The organism is Flagellimonas sp., assembly GCF_965233845.1.
Lineage (GTDB): Bacteria > Bacteroidota > Bacteroidia > Flavobacteriales > Flavobacteriaceae > Flagellimonas.
On the sequence record NZ_OZ247584.1, the window covers coordinates 18,050 to 35,830 of the forward strand.

Genomic DNA, 17,781 nt, shown 5'->3' on the forward strand with positions numbered 1-17,781 from the left:
ATGGGCTTTGCTAGCAAAAAATAAATGACTAAAAATAGACAAACACAAAGCTATTTTAAAATGTAGTTTTTAGGAGTTATTAACTTCCTTTTTAAACTTTGATTTTTATGCTTGTAATGGACATTCGCTATCTTTAGCAATTCACACCAACCCTTAAAATGAAAAATTCCTTTTGTTTTTTACTATCGATTTTTTTGATCCTTACTTCTTGTAAAGAAGAACCCAAACCTGAACCTAAACAAGAAAGTGTCCCTCCTAATTTCATTGTCATTTTTGCTGACGATTTGGGCTATGGGGATTTAAGTTGTTATGGGAATCCCACTATTCTCACCCCAAATTTGGACCGTATGGCACATGAGGGGCAGAAGTGGACCAATTTTTATGTGGGAGCCAGTGTTTGTACCCCTAGTAGGGCGGCCTTACTTACGGGAAGACTCCCTGTTAGAAGCGGAATGGCCAGCAATAAGAGTCGGGTTCTTTTCCCTGATTCCAAAAATGGCTTACCGGCTGATGAAATCACTTTGGCAGAACAGCTGAAGAAGGTGGGATATACTACTGCGGCCATAGGAAAATGGCACTTGGGGCATAAGGAACAATACCTGCCCACAAATAATGGGTTCGATTATTACTTTGGCATTCCTTATTCCAATGATATGAATCGGGTGACCGAATACCCCAATGGTGATTATTGGAGCCAACAAGATGAAGACATCAAAACTGAACATTTCAACGTCCCCTTAATCCGCGGAACCCAGATTATCGAAAGACCAGCGAATCAGAATACCATAACCAAGCGTTATAGCGAAGAGACCGTTTCCTATATAAAAAAGAACAAGGATGAGCCCTTCTTCATTTACTTGGCACATAACCTCCCCCATATTCCATTGTTTGCTTCCGAAGAAGCGACGGGCAAGAGCAAGCGTGGCCTGTATGGTGATGTGGTGCAGGAAATTGACCATGGGGTAGGGCTAATCCTGGAAACATTGGAAGCAGAAGGGTTGGCTGAAAACACAATTGTCGTCTTCACTTCGGACAATGGGCCTTGGCTCCCTTTTAAAAACAATGGCGGAAGTGCCGGACTTTTAAGGGCTGGAAAAGGTTCTACTTGGGAAGGCGGTATGCGGGAACCAGGCATTTTTTGGGGGCCAGGGCATGTTAAGCCAGGAGTTGTTACAGACTTGGGTTCTACCATGGACCTTTTCGCGACCTTCAGTGCCATGGCTGGGGCAGAACTTCCCCAAGATCGGATTATGGATAGCTATGATCTAGGGCCTACTTTGATGGAACTGAAGCCGAGTCCACGGAATCACATTATGTATTATAGGGGAACGGAACTTTATGCCGCCCGTTTGGGGGATTACAAAGCGCATTTTATCACCCAAGGGGTCTATGGCCAATTTGGAGATCGGGAAGAGCATGATCCCCCAATTTTATACCATCTGAATCACGATGCTTCAGAACAGTTTGATATTGCCGAAGGGAATGAAGAGATTTTGGGCCAGATCAAGGAATTGGTGGAAGGACACCAAGCCAATTTGGTGCCCGGTAAAGATCAGTTGGCGGAAAGGGAATAGAAAGTCGGGTAAGTCATTGTGCATTAAAAGAAATCAAGTATATTTGCACCCGCTTAAACAGAGAGCGATTGATTTCCGAGAAGTCGGAAATGACATCTTAAGATTTAAAAGAATTAATAACCAGGGTCGGGCACCCTACAAATTAATGTGATATGCCAGTAAAAATTAGACTTCAAAGACACGGTAAAAAAGGAAAACCCTTCTACTGGGTTGTAGCCGCAGATTCAAGAGCAAAAAGAGATGGTAAGTTTTTGGAAAAATTGGGAACCTATAACCCCAATACCAATCCGGCTACCATTGATATCAATGTGGACAATTCTGTAAAATGGTTGCAGAATGGTGCACAACCTACAGATACAGCAAGGGCTATTCTTTCTTATAAAGGAGTGTTGTTGAAGCACCACTTGTTGGGTGGGGTTCGTAAGGGCGCCTTGACCGAAGAGCAAGTAGAGGAGAAATTCAATGCTTGGGTAGAAGAAAAAGAAAAGGGAATCCAGGCCAAAAAAGATGGTTTGAGCAAAGCTGAGGCCGAAGCTAAAGCCAAAGCTTTGGAAGCTGAGAAAGAAGTAAGTGACAAAAGAGCTGCTGCTGCCCTTCCCGAAGTAGAGGAAGAAGCTGCAACTGAAGGCGAAGAGGTTGCCGCTGAGGCCACTGAAGAAACTCCTGCAGTTGAAGAGCCAGCTGCTGAAACCGAAGAAGCTCCTGCCGCTGAGGCTGAAGCTGCCAAGGAAGAAGAGTAAAAGTTCTGACGATGCGCAAGGAAGACTGCTTCTACTTGGGCAAAATCGTCTCAAAATACAGTTTTAAGGGGGAGGTATTGGTGAAGCTCGATACCGACGAACCTGAAATTTACGAAAACATGGAATCAGTTTTTGTTTCATTGGGAAACAATCTGGTTCCATTTTTTATTGACCGCTGTCGGCTGCACAAATCAGCCTTGCTCCGCATCGATTTTGAAGAGGTGAAGGATGAGGTTTCTGCGGACAAAATCATGGGTTCTGAACTGTATTTACCCCTAACGATGCTACCACCATTGTCTGGAAACAAGTTTTATTTTCATGAAGTCATTGGCTTTAATCTTGTAGATGAGGTGCATGGCGATATTGGAGTGATAAAAGCTGTAAATGATAGTGCTTCCCAAGAACTTTTTGAAGCCGAAAAAGATGGGAAAGAACTGCTGATTCCCATTAGCGATGATATCATTATAAAAGTTGATCGTGAAAAACAGCAAATATGGGTCAAGACTCCAGAAGGCTTGGTTGACCTTTATTTGGGATAGGAGAGGGAAGGGGTTATATTTATACCTCAAACAACCAAAATCATGTTCAGATACTCTTTCCTCATTGCACTGCTGTGTCTTATTTCCTGCGCCGAAAAACCATCCAAAGAACAAAAAGAGAAAGCTCCGCCCAATGTAGTCCTTATTTTTACCGATGATCAAGGATATCAAGATGTAGGCGTTTTTGGTTCGCCGGATATCGCGACTCCTAACCTAGATCAGATGGCGGCAGAGGGATTGCAACTGACCCATTACTATGCTGCCCAAGCCGTATGCTCCGCCTCCAGGGCTGGAATTTTGACGGGATGCTACCCTAATCGAATTGGGATACACAACGCCCTTGGGCCCGACAATACACATGGTATCAATGCCTCCGAAACCACTTTGGCGGAAATGCTCAAGGAACAAGGATATGCAACAGGCATTTTTGGGAAATGGCATCTGGGCCACCATCCAATGTTCTTGCCTACTAGGCATGGTTTTGATGAGTGGTTTGGCATACCTTATTCCAACGATATGTGGCCTTATCATCCACAACAAGGGCCAATTTTCAACTTTCCTGACCTTCATTTGTATGAAAATGAAAAAGTAATCGATACACTCACCGAACAATCCCAACTAACCACCCAAATTACGGAGCGGAGCGTTGATTTTATCAAAAGAAACAAGGACAGACCCTTCTTTTTGTACGTGCCCCATCCGCAACCTCATGTTCCCTTGTTTGTTTCTGAAAAGTTCAAGGGAAAATCAGAACGGGGACTGTACGGGGATGTGATCATGGAGATTGACTGGTCTGTAGGGGAAATCAACAAAGCACTTAAGGAAAACGGTTTGGAAGACAACACTATAGTCATATTTACCTCGGATAATGGGCCTTGGCTTTCTTATGGTAACCATGCGGGAAGCGCCTTGCCACTTCGTGAGGGAAAGGGTACTGCCTGGGAAGGTGGGCAGCGCGAACCTTTTATCATGAAATATCCGGAAAAATTGAAAGCAGGGAAAGTCATAAACGCTCCTATGATGGCCATAGATGTGCTGCCTACCATTGCTGAATTAACAGGGGCAGATCTGCCTGTCAAAACCATTGATGGCAAAAGTGCCGTAAAGTTATTGACCGGGGAAAGTGAAGATAGTCCACAAAAAGCCTATTTCTTTTATTATAGGGTCAATGAAATGTTTGGAGTGCGCTATGGCAAGTGGAAGTTATATTTCCCTCACCGTTATCGTACCATGGACGGACAAAAACCTGGGAAAGATGGTCAACCTGGGGATTACCGGATGATTGATTTGGAGGAAATTGAATTGTACGACGTGGTCAACGACGTGAGTGAGACCAAGAACGTAGCCGATGGGCATCCCGAGATTGTTTCAGAAATTAAGTTTTTAGCCAATGGGATGCGGCAAAGACTTGGGGATGCATTGCTGGGACTTGAGGGTTCAGAAACTCGGGAACCGGGAAGGTTGAATTGAAAACTCCAATATTCAAATTCCAAATCCAAAAAAAGAGCATTTCAAGTTTATGGAGTTTGGTACTTGTGATTTGTCAGTTATTGCAAAGCAATGAAGCCATTTCAATTTAAACAGTTTGCCATCCATCAAGACCGTTGTGCCATGAAAGTGGGCACCGATGGGGTATTGCTTGGAGCTTGGACCAGTTTGGAAACCCAACCGGATTCCATTTTGGATATTGGTGCCGGCACCGGCTTGATTGCCCTTCAATTGGCTCAACGTTCAATGGCAGAGGTCATAGATGCCATTGAATTGGATGAGGACGCCTATGAACAATGTGTTGAAAATTTTGAAGCATCGTCCTGGGCAGATAGACTTTTTTGTTACCATGCTGGTCTGGATGAGTTTGTGGATGAAATTGGAGATACGTATGATTTGATTGTGTCCAATCCCCCATTTTATTCCGAAGAAGTGACCAGTGGAACGGAGGCAAGGGATATGGCAAGGCAAAATACGTCATTGCCCTTTGATGAACTCTTGGAAAGTGTATCCCAATTGTTGTCCCCCGAGGGTATTTTTTCTGTGGTTATCCCATTCAAGGAAGAAAAACAGTTTGTGGATATGGCTAGCGCATTGGGGTTACATCCCAGGCGGTTATTGCACGTAAGGGGAAATCCAAATGCTCCTTTCAAACGAAGTTTGCTGGAATTTGGTCTTGGAGAAACCCAACTTAGGATGGAAGAATTGACCATTGAACAGGGACGGCATGAGTACACCGAAGAGTATGTTGCATTGACCGGAGCTTTTTACCTAAAAATGTAACAATGGGATGGTATAAAGTTATATTTCGTTAGTACATTTGACAAGATTCTTTAAAGAGTCCTGTCATTCCGCATTGATTACGGAATCCATTTGAGCAGGTAGCTTATGTACGTTTTAGGCAAGCCTGATAATATTAAACCATATTTGATGAAGCCAGATTTATTTGAAGCCCCGGATTATTACAATTTAGATGATCTTTTTTCCGAAGAACACCTATTGGTTCGCGATGCGGCCCGTCAGTGGGTAAAAAGAGATATCTCGCCCATTATTGAGGAGTACGCCCAAAAAGCCGAATTTCCGAAGGAAATTATTGGAGGCTTGGCAGAAATCGGTGCTTTCGGGCCTTATATCCCCGAGGAATATGGAGGGGCTGGTTTGGATCAAATCAGTTATGGACTGATCATGCAGGAGATAGAGCGTGGGGATAGTGGAGTTCGGTCTACGGCTTCTGTGCAATCTTCTTTGGTGATGTACCCCATTTTTGCGTACGGTACGGAAGAGCAACGAAAAAAATACCTTCCCAAACTTGCTACTGGTGAGTGGATGGGCTGTTTTGGACTTACCGAACCCAATCATGGATCCAATCCCAGTGGAATGGAGACCAAGTTCAAGGATATGGGCGACCATTATCTATTGAACGGTGCCAAACTCTGGATTTCCAATTCGCCATTTGCAGATGTTGCTGTGGTATGGGCCAAAAATGAAGAAGGAAGAATACATGGTCTTATTGTAGAAAGGGGAATGGAAGGTTTCTCCACTCCGGAAACCCATAACAAATGGTCGTTACGTGCTTCTGCTACAGGAGAGTTGATTTTTGATAATGTGAAAGTTCCGAAAGAAAACCTACTGCCTGGTAAAAATGGTTTAGGAGCTCCGTTGGGTTGTTTGGACTCTGCCCGTTATGGCATTGCATGGGGAGCCATTGGCGCTGCTATGGATTGTTACGATACGGCGTTGCGCTACGCCAAAGAACGAGTTCAGTTTGGGAAGCCTATTGCAGCATACCAGCTTCAGCAGAAGAAACTGGCCGAAATGATTACGGAGATTACCAAGGCGCAATTATTGGCATTCCGGTTGGGTCAACTAAAGAATGAAGGTAGGGCCACTACCGCCCAGATTTCCATGGCCAAACGGAACAATGTGGAAATGGCCATTAAGATAGCTCGCGAAGCGCGACAGGTTTTAGGGGGAATGGGTATTACTGGGGAATACAGTATTATGCGCCACATGATGAACCTGGAAAGTGTGATTACCTATGAAGGTACCCACGATATTCATTTGTTGATTACGGGAGCTGATATTACGGGGTATCCTGCTTTTAAATAGGTTAATAATTCTGCCGCTGATTTAATATTCGAAGAATCAATACTTCATCATTTTGTATAATGTAATGAATGGAGTAGTTAAATTGTTCGAACTGTACTATTCGAACGCTTCTGTACTTGACCTGGAAGGATTCTGGGGTAGTTTTTAAAAATTGAAGCTGTTTTTTGAAATCTTGAAGAAAGATTTGTTCTAATTTTTTCGCTCTAAAGAAACATTCGGCAAAGCTCAATTCAATTTGTGCTTCTTTAGAAATATAGACTTTATAAGCCATATTTTTTCTCTATTTCCTCAATGGGGATATACTCCACTTTTCCTTCGGCGACACGTGTCAACATGTCGTCCATCATAGCTTTGTATTCCTCTGATGGGGATTCCAATCTCCTGGCAGTTTCTTCCAAAGTATATTCTAGAAAACTTTTAAGGGAACGTTTTTGTTTTTTCGCCTCCGTTTCCAAAATGCCGAGAATGCGTTCGTCCATATCGATAAGTTTTCTAATTTTCTCCATGGTATATATTTTATATATATAAATATAAACTATTCTTTTATCACTTTAGGCTTCAATAATTTCTTGCTCGTTTTCATGTCTGCATAGCGAGGGTCTGGGAGGTAATCCTGTTTTTGCATTTTCACGACCTCAATGCTTAAAAAGCCAAACTCACTTACCACTTTTCCGTAAAAGCGATAAATCCCTTTGCCCCTGAAATGGTATTTGGCGGCAATAGGAGGGAAGAGCACGGTGTCAAAAACCTCTCCGTGTTGATCCACCAAAGTGGCAAAATGCATCCGCTTACCGCTGTGGGTGTTGGTGTTTTTTACGGTGACCAAATACCCATAAATATCAATGTGTTTGTTCAAATATCGATGCAAATCCCGTTGACCATTGTTGTTTTTGGGAGGCTCGGCCAACAACTCAAACGGACTGCAAAGACAAAATCCCAGGAGTTCCAATTGATCAAAGGCCGTTTCCAAGTTGGTGGTATATAGTTTGGGAATCTTAAATTTTTGATGTCGTGGAGGGAATAGCTTGGGATGTTCCAAGCGATCATTTTTGGAGAGCATTAAATGAGCCTTCCAAAGCAGTTTATGCTTGTTGATGCCCGTAAACCGAAAGGCATCAATCCGAATGAGAATGGAAAGCTGTTCCACTGAAATAATGACCCGATCCAAAAAGTCTTCGAGGGAAACAAAAGGGCCATTCAAACTTCTTTCTTTAATGATGCGTTCCATAACCCGGCTTTCCAAATCCCGCAAGTACATCATTCCTAGATAAATATGGCTGCCGTGAATACGGTTGGCTGTATTGCTGTTGTTTACGCAAGGAGCATGAATGGTAGCCCCAAGCATACGGGCGTCGTGAATGTAAAATTCGGAACGGTAAAAACCACCGCCATTATTGAGTACGGCCACCATGTATTCGAGAGGGAAGTAGGCCCGTAGAAAAAGGCTTTGATAACTCTCCACGGCATAGGAGGCTGAATGCCCCTTGGCAAAGGCATAGCCGGCAAAACTGGCCACTTGGTTCCAGATTTCAAAAATGAGGGTGTCCGCATAGCCTTTTTTTCTGCAGTTGGAAATGAATTTATCCTTCACTTTTTGGAATTCTTCCCGCGAACGGAATTTTCCGCTCATTCCCCTACGGAGGACATCGGCTTCGCCTAGATCTAAATCTGCGAAATAGTGGGCCACTTTGATCACATCTTCTTGATAGACCATTACCCCATAGGTATCGGGCATAATGTCCAGCATCACCGGATGGGCTTTTTCTTCTGCACGACCCTCGTTCCGATGTCGCAAAATATACTCCCGCATCATCCCACTCTTGGCCACCCCGGGGCGGATAATGGAACTGGCGGCCACCAAGCCCAAATAATTGTCCACTTCTAGTTTTCGCAGCAGCATCCGCATGGCGGGCGATTCCACATAAAAACACCCCATGCACTGCGCGGTTTTGATGAGATTGTTTATGGTATTATCGGTTTTAAAGCCCTGGATATCATGAATGTCGATTTCCTGATGTTTTTCTGGCTGGTTGTAGGCCACAATTTCCAGGGCCTCTTTGATTTTTCCCAAGCCGCGTTGTCCCAGAATATCAAATTTGTACAGCCCCACGTCTTCGGCAATAACCATGTCGTACTGGGTGGTAGGGAAGCCTTTGGGTGGCAAATGGGTGGCCGAAAACCAATGTAAGGGCTTTTCGCTGATCAAGATTCCACCGGCATGGATGCTCAAATAGTTGGGTTTGTCCTTGAGGAGTTTTCCGTATTTGAGAACGAGTTTGGACATGCTGTCCAGTTGATTGGGGTTGTACCTTCCTGTGGCCAAAAAATCGATTTCCTGTTTGGGCAGTCCAAAGACTTTGCCCAATTCCCGAATAACGCCTCGTTCCTTAAAGGTGACATAGGTTCCCAAGAGGGCCACGTGGTCAAAGCGTTCAAAAATATATTGGGTCATGGCCGGTCTGTCCCGCCAGGAAAAATCGATGTCAAAATCGGGTGGATTGGCTCTATATAGGTTGATGAAGCGCTCAAAGTAAAGATCCAGTTCCATGGGGTCCACATCGGTGATCCGGAGGAGATAAGCCACAATGCTGTTGGCGCCACTACCCCGACCCACATAATAAAATCCCCTGCTTCGGGCTTCGGAGACAATATCCCAGTTGATTAAAAAGTAAGAGACAAAGCCCATTTTTTTAATAAGGTTGAGTTCCTTGTCCAATCGACTTTGGATAGTGGCATCTACTTTTTTATAGCGATAAGGAAGGCCTTCATAACACAGCTTTTCAATCAATTTTTCATCTTCTTCCACGCTGCCCGAATAGCTGTTGAGGTTTTGGGGTTTCCGGCCTTTGGAAAAATCGAAATGGATGCTACAGCGATTAAGCAGTTTTTCAGTGTTCTCTAAAATAAAGGGGTATTCGGAAAAAGCGGCCGCCAGATTTTGAACGGGAAACATCTTTTCCTCTTCGTTTGCCTCTTCCTCTTTGGGGAGTTTGCTCAAAAGCACATTATTGTCAATGGCCCTGAGTAAACGGTGGGCATTAAAATCGGCCTTGTTGCGAAAAGTAACGGGTTGCTGTACCACCAGTTTTTTTTTGAGCTTTATCAATCTGGAAAAAGGTAATCGTCTTAAATCCTGAATGGAAACCCCAACAAATTCATGTTCTTTAAAATTTTCCAACTCGTTGAGCAAGACCTGTTCAAAAGGATAGATAACAAAGGCATTTTCAAAGATTGGGGCTCTAGCTGGGATTTCCAATTCGTTGTGAAGATGGCGGGACAAAAAATTGTTCAGTTCCAGATAGCCTTCATTATTATGGGCAATTCCCAAAAAACAAGGCTGTGCGCCATTCCTGAAATCGATGCCCAAAAGTGGAGTAACACCATATTCCGGAGCTTTCCTCACAAAATTGAGCCCTGCAGAAGTATTGTTGATATCCGTCAACACCAAGCGGGTAACATGGTTTTGTTGGGCAAGTGCCAAGAGTTCCAACTCCGAGAAGGTGCCGTAACGCATGCTGTAATATGTGTGGCAGTTTAGGTACAATGTTCAATTATCAATTATCAGTTATCAGTTATCAGTTTTCAATGTTCAATTATCAATTATCAATTATCAATTATCAATTATCAGTTTTCAATTTTTATTGCTCATTGCTCATTGCTCATTGCTCATTGCTCATTGTTTATTGTTTCCTGTGTGCCAATACCACTGGAGGTTCCCCATTAAAAGGGTTGTGCATGCTGCCTATGGTTTTTGCGCCCATGGCAGAGGCCCGTATAACACTGCGACCGCCAAATCTGTTTCGTACATAATCCATGGCTTGATATAGGTTCAGGGCTTCTTCGGTGTCCTCAAAAAGATTGATTTGGTAATTGCCCGAAACCAAATGGCTAAACCGAATCCCGATCAGTCGAACCAACATTCTTTTGCTATACAGGGTGTTGAACAGCTCCAAGATTTTTGGGATAAGGATATGGTCCGCACTGGTATATGGAATCCGTAATTGTTTGGAATAGGTGTTGAAATCGGAATAGCGGATTTTTACGGCAATACAGGCGGTCAATTTATCGCCTCGCCGTAATTGATAGGCGAGATTTTCCGTCATGGCGAGCAAAATGCCCTTAAGTTTGGTGACATCGATAGTGTCCCGATCAAAAGTACGTTCAGTGGAAATGGATTTACGATCATGAAAAGGAATTACGGGAGTATTGTCCATGCCATTGGCCCGTTTCCAAATAACCCTACCATTGGCCCCCAATACCCGTTGCATAATGTCCATGGGCATTTCCTGTACCGTCTTTACTTTCCGAATGCCCAAATTCCGAAGGGTTTGATAGGTTTTATCGCCCACCATGGGGATTTTTTTGATGGAAAGCGGAGCCAAAAAAGGTTTTTCCAAGCCAAAATCTATTTTAAGCTGATTGTTGGGTTTGGCCTCATTGGTGGCTACTTTGGAAACCACTTTGTTCACGGAAAGCCCAAACGAGATAGGTAATCCAGTTTCTTTTATGATTTTTTGTCGCATTTCAGAAGCGTATTTATAGCAACCAAAAAAGCGATCCATGCCTGAGAGGTCGGCGTAGAACTCATCAATGCTCGATTTTTCAAAAAGGGGCACATGTTCTTTGATGATTTCCGTGACCACATCGGAATATTTGCTATAGGTTCCTGCATTGCCGCGAATCACAACGGCTTCTGGGCAAAGCTCCTTGGCCATTTTCATGGGCATGCCGGAGTGCACCCCAAATCCCCGGGTTTCATAACTGCATGCGGCCACCACGCCCCGATCACTGGTGCCACCTACCAGCAAGGGCTTATTTTTAAGCTCAGAATTGATAATGCGCTCCACAGAGACATAGAAGGTGTCTAAGTCCATGTGCAAAATGGTCTTTTTCATTGTTCAGTTTAGAGGGACAGCTAATTTATGGAATAAATCCTAAAAAATGGAAATAATCCATTAAAAGAAGGTATGTAATTTGTCAAAAATCATTCCTATCTTTGCCGCGTTGTGTTGGATTTCAATTTGTAATAGAATTGGAATCAGGTTGTAGCATTAAAACAATGCTCGCCAATGAAAGGCTTTCCATTTGGAAGGCTTTTTTTGTTAGTGAAGCTTAATTTTGGAAAGGTCTTGTGCCGCATCCGAAATTGATAGCTGAACTAATTCCGCCGAAAAGGCGGAATCCCTTTGATCGTATTGGGAGCATGGCAATCTAGAGCTGAACTAATTCCGCCCACACAGCGGAATCCATTAATCTGAAAAGAAAATATCCTATTAAGGAAATTGCAAATCCATAATATGATGGATCAAAGAAGCCGCTAATTTGGCCGTTTGTCCATCCATATCATATTTGGGATTCATCTCGGCAAGGTCTGCACTGATCAATTTCCCTGAAGCAATGATGGTCTTTAGACATTCCAAGACAATATGTGGGGTAAAACCCATAGGAGAGGGGGCGCTCACCCCTGGAGCATAAGCAGACGAAAACCCATCCAGGTCAATGGTCACATAAACCTTGTCCACAGTTTTTACAAACGCATTGATCCACGTATTGATCTCATTCAAAAATTGAATTTGGAAAGTGTCCGTGAGCACGTAAGTAACGTCCAGTTCCTTGGCGATTTGAAAGAGGGAGCGGTCATTTGCGTCTTTTCGAATGCCCAGGCAGAGGTAATTGAAACGGATATGTTCCTCCTTGCACTCCTGGGCAATTTGATAAAATGGCGTACCGGAATTGTTGTTCTGGGTATTTTTTCTAAGGTCAAAATGGGCGTCAAAATTTACAATGCCGATGCGCTGTCCCTCCTTTTTGGAATCCAAATGTTTTTTGATTCCGTGATAATGTCCATAAGCTACGTCATGGCCTCCGCCCAAAATAATGGGAAACTGCTTTTTGTCCAACAGCGAACACACTGAAGATGTCAATTTGGCTTGGGCAGCCTCCATGTTTCCATTGGTACAGGCGATATTTCCTGCATCATATAGTTGTACAGCGCTGGGTAAATGGTTTGGGAAACGCCCCAAACTGTTTTTGATTACATCTGGCCCATCTATAGCTCCAACCCGACCTTGATTGCGGCTCACCCCTTCATCACAGGCATAACCCAATAGCGTAATTGATTTTTTGGGCGGCTCGGGAATCTCATCCAGAGGAGCGCACTTTACTTTTTCATGCAGGTAGAGGTTTTTTGTGCTTTTGCGTCCCTGCCAATTATCCTTTTTAGGTGTGCTGTAATGTTTCATTGGTTGCAATAGCTAGTTGACAATCATAGGCTTCGTTTAAAGACTTGCTGTTTTTCTAATTTTTTGACACAAATTTTCACCAAAGTTCTCGAATTCATTCAGGTTTTTTAAGTAATTGCCTAGCAAAATAAGAGCAGGATTTAAAGCTCTAAATAAAGTTCACCAAAACAATCCAATATATACTGTATGAATCCGTGAAATTCGTGTCTAAACATAATAAAGAACCACTTTTTCAAAATGTTTAAATCATCTCATTAAGCATCAAAAAGATGGTTTAAAATATCAGTTTCTACCAAATTGGGCAAAGTTACTTTCAAATTCGGGGTTCTTTCCATTTCCCGTTTGATGGCAAAAAGAGCTTCTTTGTTCCTGGCCCAACTCCTACGGGATATGCCATTGTTCACATCATAGAAGAGCATGTTTTTGAGTCGTCTCGAAGCTTCTTTGGAGCCGTCCAATACCATTCCAAACCCTCCGTTCATTACTTCTCCCCAGCCTACGCCACCGCCATTATGGATAGATACCCAAGTGGCTCCTCGAAAACTGTCGCCGATCACATTATGAATGGCCATATCGGCGGTGAACTTACTGCCGTCGTAAATATTGCTGGTCTCCCTAAAAGGCGAGTCCGTACCACTAACATCGTGATGGTCCCTGCCCAAAACTACGGGCGCAGAGATATCCCCATTGGAAATGGCCTGGTTGAAAGCTTCGGCGATTTTTGCCCTTCCTTCGGCATCCGCATATAGGATTCGGGCTTGTGAACCTACGACCAATTTGTTCTGCTCCGCCTCCTCGATCCATTTAATGTTGTCCTGCATTTGTTGTTGGATTTCTTCCGGCGCCTCGGACTTTATGGTTTTCATTACTTCTAAGGCAATAGTATCGGTTTTTTGCAGATCGGATGGATTTCCAGAAGTGCACACCCATCGGAACGGCCCAAAACCATAGTCAAAACACATGGGTCCCAAAATATCCTGCACGTAAGAAGGATACCTAAAATCGATATTGTTTTTAGCCATCACATCGCCACCGGCTCGGGACACTTCCAATAAAAAGGCATTTCCATAGTCAAAGAAGTAGGTGCCTTTGGCGGTATGCTTGTTGATGGCATTAATCTGTCTTCGCAAGGATTCCTGGACTTTATCCTTGAATGCTGACGGATTTTCGGCCATTAGGGCATTGGCTTCTTCAAAAGTCAATCCAACTGGATAATATCCCCCAGCCCATGGATTGTGAAGGGATGTTTGATCCGATCCCAAATGCACAAATATATCGGCCTCCAAGAATTGTTCCCAGACTTCAACGATATTTCCAATATAGGCTAAGGAGACCACTTCTTTGTTGGTAATGGCCTTTTGGGTTCTTTGGACAAGCCCTGAAATATCGCTCCACAGTTCATCTACCCAACCCTGTTCGTGTCTTTTTTTGGCCGCTTCCGGATTTACTTCGGCGCAGACCGTGATGCATCCTGCAATATTTCCTGCTTTGGGTTGTGCCCCGCTCATACCTCCCAATCCGGCAGTCAAAAATACCTTGCCATTGGGGGATTCTCCCTTGTTCAGAACTTTCCTAAAGGCGTTCATCACCGTAATGGCGGTACCGTGCACAATGCCTTGTGGACCAATGTACATATAAGAACCTGCCGTCATCTGTCCGTATTGGGTAACGCCCAAAGCGTTGAATTTCTCCCAGTCATCAGGTTGGGAATAGTTGGGGATCATCATGCCATTGGTGACCACTACCCTTGGCGCTTCCTTGGAAGAAGGGAACAATCCCATGGGGTGTCCGGAATACATATGCAGAGTCTGCTCTTCGGTCATCTCGGCCAAGTATTGCATCGTCAGGAGATATTGCGCCCAGTTTTGGAATACGGCCCCATTCCCTCCGTAGGTAATCAATTCTTCTGGGTGTTGCGCAACGGCCGGATCCAAATTGTTCTGGATCATGAGCATGATGGCAGCTGCTTGTCGGGATTTGGCAGGGTAGTCGGAAATGGGCCGGGCGTACATGCTATATTCCGGTTTGAAGCGGTGCATATAGATTCGGCCATAAGTTTTGAGTTCCTCGGCAAAGTCATTGGACAATTCTTGATGCCATGCCTTTGGGAAATAGCGAAGGGCATTTTGAACCGCTAGTTTCTTTTCCTCTACGGTCAGAATATCTTTCCTTTTGGGAGCCGGGTTTCCTCCTTTGGGATAAGGTTTTGGCGCAGGAAGTTGCTCTGGGATTCCTTGAAGGATTTGTGATTTGAATTCTTGAAGCTCCATACTAATTTCTTTCAAAAACTTGTTTTCCATTTTTCCACACAGCGACTGGTTTCAATTGCCCCTGATGATAGGTTATTTCTTGATAATTATCTGTTGGGAAGACCACAAAATCGGCTAGATTTCCAGATTCCAAAGTTCCCCTGTCGGATAGGTTTAATGCGGCGGCGGCCCTGAAGGTGATTCCCGCCAAGACCTCGGCATTGGACAACTTTTCAAAAGTGCCCAGAATGCTGGCCTGGGTAAGTAAATCTCCCATGGGGGCCGAACCTGGATTGTGATCACTGGCAATGGCCAAGGCACCACCAGCGTCCAAAATTTTACGGGCTGGGGTATAGGCACACCCCAGTCCCAAGGAAGCCCCGGGCAAGGCGGTTGCAATCACATTGCTCTTTGCCAATAGTTCCACTTCTCTTTCGGTACTGGCCTCCAAATGGTCGGCACTAATGGCACCAAACTTTATGGCCACTTCACTACCGCCTGTGGTAAATTGGTCGGCATGCACGGTAATATCAAAGCCCATCTCTTGGGCTTTTTTAAAATAGGGTTCAATTTCTTCCGGGGTAAAAGCACTTTCCTCAATAAAGGCATCCACTCGTTGGGATAGATTTTCAGCTTTAATTACAGGAAACAATTTTGCATTGATTTCATCGAGATAGGCAACTTCCCCATTCCAATCTTTGGGTTTCATGTGGGCGGCCAAACAGGTGGACACCAAATCAGCTGAGGTCTTTGTATTGGCATTTTTGATGGCACGAAGCATTTTTAGCTCCTCTTCCACAGAAAGGCCATAACCACTTTTTACTTCTATGGTAGTGGTTCCATTTTGCAGATGAACCTTGCTTCTATCTATAATGCCAACTTCCAATTCTTCTTGGGAAGCTTTGCGTGTTTGGGTCACGGTATCCCAAATACCACCTCCGGCCTTGGCAATCTCCAAATAGGATGCCCCGGCATTTCGTAGCGCATAATCCCGGGCACGGGAACCCCCGAAGCAGATATGGGTGTGGGAGTCCACAAACCCTGGGAGACAGACATATTGTCCTTCAATATGGTGCACATCCACGTCTGGAGACTTCAAATCTTTATAAACACCAATCGCTTTGATTTTTCCTTCGGAAACCAAAATGCCCCCATTTTCAATAATAGGTAAATCAACATCCTTTAGACTGCCTTTTACAGACAGATGGGTCATTGGAAGTAGTTGACTAAACGGGCCTATCAATAAAGGTTTGTCCATGGGTCAATACATTTCAAATTCAACTTGATGGGGAGTGTTCCATTGCAGTTTTTTATCTGCCATAACCTGTTCAACCAAGGCAATGATCTCCCCTTTTTGGATCATTTCAATTCCTTGCTCAATATCATCGGCAAAGACCCGGTCACTTTTGGCAAATGAAACCTTGGTTCTTACGAACTTATGGATTTCATCCAGCAATATGCCTGATTTTAATGGTTTTCTGTATTCGAAGGCCTGTGCCGCAGTCAACAATTCGATGGCCAATATTTTTTCTACATTTTCAATGATGTTCAGCGCTTTTCTACCACTTATGGAGCCCATACTCACATGATCTTCCTGCCCCAAGGAGGTTGGAATGCTATCAGCGCTAGCCGGAAAGCATAGACTCTTGTTTTCACTGGCCAAAGCCGCTGAGGTGTACTGCAGGATCATATATCCCGAGTTGATTCCCGTATCTTCCATCAGCAATTTGGGAACGCCAGGACTGTTTCCCTCAAGGGCCAAATACACCCGGCGATCAGAAATATTCCCCAACTCAGATGCGGCTAAAGCCGCATAATCCAAAGCCATGGCTAAGGGCTGCCCGTGGAAGTTGCCCCCGCTTATGGTAAGTTCGTCGTCAATAATGACGGGGTTATCGGTCACCGCATTCAACTCTACTTCCAATAATTCTTTTAAATGCAGCCAGGCATTTCGGGATGCTCCATGTACTTGGGGAATGCAACGCAGCGAGTAAGGGTCTTGAACCCTTTCACAATCGATATGGTCTTCCAGAATTTCAGAACCTTGAAGCAGCGTTCGGATTCTGCCTGCTACATGCTGATTTCCTTTAAAGGGACGAACCTCATGAAGTTTTTCGTGAAAAGGTTTCATGGAACCTTGAAGCCCTTCCAGCATCATGGCTCCAATAACATCAGCATGGCGCAAAGCATATTGTAACTTTTGAACGACCAATACCGCATGGGCCGCAATAAATTGGGTACCATTGATCAATGCCAATCCTTCTTTAGGGCCAAGTTCCAAAGGTTTTAGTCCTGTTTTTTTGAATAGTTCATCTGTGGTAATGGTCTTGCCTTCATGATCAACTTTACCCAGCCCGATCAAGGGGAGAAAAAGATGGGAAAGTGGCGCCAAATCTCCTGAAGCTCCCACAGAACCCTGGGATGGAACCACGGGAATGGCATCGTTTTCCAAATGCCAGAGCATCCTTTGTATGGTAGCCACGGCGATTCCGGAAAATCCTTTGGAAAGGGCGTGGATTTTTAGAATGAGCATAAGTTTGGACAACTTCTGGTCAATAGGTTGCCCAACGCCCACACTGTGACTTTGTAAGATATTGGATTGAAGGATCCTGGTATCCTCCTTGGAAATCTTGGTATTGCACAAAGGGCCAAAACCCGTGTTTATTCCGTAAACGGTGTCACCCTTGGCCACTATGTTTTGTACGCGAAGACTGCTTGCTTTTATTTTTTCGAAGCAATGGTCGGTCACTACTTCTTTAATGGAACCATCTGCTATGCCCAAGGCAATGCCGGCGGTTAAATGATCTTCACCAAAATGAAATGTTTTGGGTAGTTGCATG

At 44.2% G+C, this 17,781-nt stretch carries 14 protein-coding genes; 6 read left to right on the forward strand and 8 right to left on the reverse strand.

Going from position 1 to position 17,781, the window contains the following annotated elements; translation table 11 throughout:
- The first annotated feature begins 158 nt into the window (after positions 1–158).
- The 6 genes from ACO6S0_RS00095 (at position 159) to ACO6S0_RS00120 (ending at position 6,450) form a co-directional block, all read left to right on the forward strand.
- Entirely contained in the window at positions 159–1,574 is a 1,416-nt protein-coding gene (locus ACO6S0_RS00095; RefSeq protein ID WP_422350022.1) for a sulfatase, read from the forward strand.
- Between the two features lie 152 nt (positions 1,575–1,726).
- A complete protein-coding gene (locus tag ACO6S0_RS00100; RefSeq protein ID WP_422350023.1) occupies positions 1,727–2,314 on the forward strand; it encodes a 30S ribosomal protein S16 in 588 nt (195 codons plus the stop codon).
- An 11-nt stretch (positions 2,315–2,325) separates the two neighbouring features.
- Complete coding sequence (gene rimM, locus ACO6S0_RS00105; RefSeq protein ID WP_422350024.1) at positions 2,326–2,853, forward strand: ribosome maturation factor RimM; 528 nt, start codon at positions 2,326–2,328, stop codon at positions 2,851–2,853.
- Positions 2,854–2,895: 42 nt separating this feature from the next.
- Positions 2,896–4,323 carry a sulfatase gene (locus ACO6S0_RS00110; protein WP_422350025.1) on the forward strand — a complete coding sequence of 476 codons (1,428 nt, stop codon included), beginning with the start codon at positions 2,896–2,898 and terminating at the stop codon, positions 4,321–4,323.
- A gap of 90 nt (positions 4,324–4,413) precedes the next feature.
- On the forward strand, positions 4,414–5,124 hold the full coding sequence (locus ACO6S0_RS00115) for a tRNA1(Val) (adenine(37)-N6)-methyltransferase (protein WP_422350026.1): 711 nt from the start codon (positions 4,414–4,416) through the stop codon (positions 5,122–5,124).
- 147 nt (positions 5,125–5,271) lie between these two features.
- A complete protein-coding gene (locus ACO6S0_RS00120) occupies positions 5,272–6,450 on the forward strand; it encodes an acyl-CoA dehydrogenase family protein (protein ID WP_422350027.1) in 1,179 nt (392 codons plus the stop codon).
- Position 6,451: 1 nt separating this feature from the next.
- On the opposite strand, the gene ACO6S0_RS00125 is transcribed toward ACO6S0_RS00120, so the two are convergent.
- The 8 genes from ACO6S0_RS00125 to hutH form a co-directional block, all read right to left on the reverse strand.
- Complete coding sequence (locus ACO6S0_RS00125; RefSeq protein ID WP_422350028.1) at positions 6,452–6,721, reverse strand: type II toxin-antitoxin system RelE/ParE family toxin; 270 nt, start codon at positions 6,719–6,721, stop codon at positions 6,452–6,454.
- Positions 6,711–6,956: a hypothetical protein gene (locus ACO6S0_RS00130; protein WP_422350029.1), complete on the reverse strand. Its 246-nt coding sequence runs from the start codon at positions 6,954–6,956 to the stop codon at positions 6,711–6,713. Before ACO6S0_RS00130 ends, ACO6S0_RS00125 begins: the two co-directional genes overlap by 11 nt.
- A gap of 29 nt (positions 6,957–6,985) precedes the next feature.
- Complete coding sequence (locus ACO6S0_RS00135; RefSeq protein WP_422350030.1) at positions 6,986–9,994, reverse strand: DNA polymerase III subunit alpha; 3,009 nt, start codon at positions 9,992–9,994, stop codon at positions 6,986–6,988.
- A gap of 136 nt (positions 9,995–10,130) precedes the next feature.
- Positions 10,131–11,345 carry a DNA polymerase IV gene (gene dinB / locus ACO6S0_RS00140; RefSeq protein WP_422350031.1) on the reverse strand — a complete coding sequence of 405 codons (1,215 nt, stop codon included), beginning with the start codon at positions 11,343–11,345 and terminating at the stop codon, positions 10,131–10,133.
- A gap of 378 nt (positions 11,346–11,723) precedes the next feature.
- A complete protein-coding gene (gene hutG, locus ACO6S0_RS00145; protein WP_422350032.1) occupies positions 11,724–12,692 on the reverse strand; it encodes a formimidoylglutamase in 969 nt (322 codons plus the stop codon).
- A gap of 254 nt (positions 12,693–12,946) precedes the next feature.
- On the reverse strand, positions 12,947–14,962 hold the full coding sequence (locus ACO6S0_RS00150; RefSeq protein WP_422351857.1) for a urocanate hydratase: 2,016 nt from the start codon (positions 14,960–14,962) through the stop codon (positions 12,947–12,949).
- 1 nt (position 14,963) lies between these two features.
- A complete protein-coding gene (gene hutI / locus ACO6S0_RS00155) occupies positions 14,964–16,199 on the reverse strand; it encodes an imidazolonepropionase (RefSeq protein ID WP_422350033.1) in 1,236 nt (411 codons plus the stop codon).
- Between the two features lie 3 nt (positions 16,200–16,202).
- Positions 16,203–17,780, reverse strand: a complete 1,578-nt coding sequence (gene hutH / locus ACO6S0_RS00160) for a histidine ammonia-lyase (RefSeq protein ID WP_422350034.1) — start codon at positions 17,778–17,780, stop codon at positions 16,203–16,205.
- Position 17,781 lies beyond the last annotated feature (1 nt).